Source organism: Pseudomonas sp. SDO55104_S430, from assembly GCF_054070595.1.
Genome location: NZ_JBSVXG010000426.1, coordinates 1 through 2,158 on the forward strand (window position 1 = coordinate 1; position 2,158 = coordinate 2,158).

General features: G+C 57.9%; 1 protein-coding gene. It reads left to right on the forward strand.

Annotation, left to right across the window (positions count from 1 at the left end):
• Positions 1-323: 323 nt before the first annotated feature.
• The gene (gene fadD1 / locus ACW9JE_RS30355; protein WP_224540960.1) at positions 324-2,024 is read left to right on the forward strand and encodes a long-chain-fatty-acid--CoA ligase FadD1; all 1,701 of its coding nucleotides are present in this window, start codon (positions 324-326) and stop codon (positions 2,022-2,024) included.
• Positions 2,025-2,158 lie beyond the last annotated feature (134 nt).

Genomic DNA, 2,158 nt, shown 5'->3' on the forward strand with positions numbered 1-2,158 from the left:
TGTGTTCACCCCTTTTGTGAACACCCCGAACCCTGTAGGAGCGAGGCTTGCCCGCGAAGCTTTTAGGGATAAAGCCCCCAATTTACGAGGCTTCCAGAGGGTAATGGAATTTTTGCTCTAAAATGACTGCTTGTTATTCTTGAGTCACAAATGTGACCATATAGGCCGCTTTTGGCTCTGTTCGACCCTTGGCAAAGCTGCTACTCTCGGCGCGCTTTGTGACTTCTCGGCCTGGAAAAAAGCCAGACTCACGTATAAACAAACACCAATAATAATCGCATCAAATGCGGTGCTGAATTCGCGTTGCTGAGGAGTGGGCTTCCATGAACGAAGACTTTTGGAAGGATAAGTACCCAGCTGGAATTGCTAGCGATATCAATCCAGATGAGTATCCGAATATTCAGGCAGTGTTGAAGCAATCCTGCCAACGCTTCGCCAACAAACCGGCGTTCAGCAACCTGGGCAAGACAATCACCTACGGTGAGCTGTACGAATTGTCCGGTGCGTTTGCCGCTTATCTGCAACAGCATACCGATTTGCAGCCCGGCGATCGAATCGCCGTGCAACTGCCCAACGTATTGCAGTACCCGGTGGCCGTCTTCGGTGCTATCCGTGCCGGGCTGATCGTGGTCAACACCAACCCGCTTTACACCGCACGGGAAATGGAGCACCAGTTCAACGACTCCGGCGCCAAGGCCCTGGTGTGTCTGGCCAACATGGCGCACCTGGCGGAAACCGTCGTGCCCAAGACCGGCGTCAAGCACGTGATCGTCACCGAAGTGGCGGACCTGCTGCCACCGCTCAAGCGCCTGCTGATCAACAGCGTGATCAAGTACGTGAAGAAGATGGTGCCGGCGTATCACTTGCCGAAAGCCATCAAGTTCAACGACGTGCTGAGCAAGGGCCAGGGCCAGCCGGTGACCGAGGCGAGCCCGGCCAGCAGCGATGTCGCCGTGCTGCAATACACCGGCGGCACCACCGGCGTTGCCAAGGGCGCGATGCTGACCCACCGTAACCTGGTGGCCAACATGCTGCAGTGCAAGGCACTGATGGGCTCCAACCTCAACGAAGGCTGCGAGATCCTGATCACGCCGCTGCCGCTGTACCACATCTATGCCTTCACCTTTCACTGCATGGCGATGATGCTGATCGGCAACCACAACATCCTGATCAGCAACCCGCGCGACTTGCCGGCGATGGTCAAGGAACTGTCGAAGTGGAAGTTCAGCGGCTTCGTCGGCCTCAACACCCTGTTCGTGGCCCTGTGCAACAACGAAGGCTTCCGCAAGCTGGACTTCTCGGCGCTGAAAGTCACCCTGTCCGGCGGCATGGCCCTGCAACTGGCGGCTGCCGAGCGCTGGAAAGCGGTGACCGGCTGTGGCATCTGCGAAGGTTACGGCATGACCGAAACCAGCCCGGTGGCCACCGTGAACCCGATCCAGATGACCCAGATCGGCACCATCGGCATTCCGGTGCCTTCGACGCTGTGCAAAATCATCAACGATGCTGGGGCCGAGCAGCCGCTGGGCGAAATCGGCGAGCTGTGCGTGAAAGGCCCGCAGGTGATGAAGGGCTACTGGCAGCGCCAGGAAGCCACCGATGAAATCCTCGACAGCGAAGGCTGGCTCAAGACCGGTGACATCGCGCTGATCCAGCCCGATGGCTACATGCGCATCGTCGATCGCAAGAAAGACATGATCCTGGTCTCCGGTTTCAACGTGTACCCCAACGAACTGGAAGACGTGCTGGCGACTCTGCCGGGCGTGCTGCAATGCGCGGCCATCGGCGTACCGGACGAGAAGTCGGGGGAATCGATCAAGATTTTCATCGTCGCCAAGCCGGGCGTGACCCTGACCAAGGAACAGGTGATGGAGCACATGCGCGCCAACGTCACCGCGTACAAGGTTCCACGCTCCGTGGAATTCCGCGACGCGCTGCCGACCACCAACGTCGGCAAGATCCTGCGGCGTGAATTGCGTGATGAAGAGCTGAAGAAGATCAACGCGAAGAAAGCCACCGCGTAAAAACACAAAGCCCCGCAGATGCGGGGCTTTTTGTTTGTTGGCCTTAAAAGACTCAGTGCCTTTCAGGTCCCCTTCGCGAGCAAGCCCGCTCCCACATTCGATCGCGCTCTGTCTGAAGGACTCGGTCAAAATGC

Bases quoted from the DNA above. Each gene is read 5' to 3' on its own strand.
- fadD1 (WP_224540960.1), top strand. From the start codon at position 324: ATGAACGAAGACTTTTGGAAGGATAAGTACCCAGCTGGAATTGCTAGC.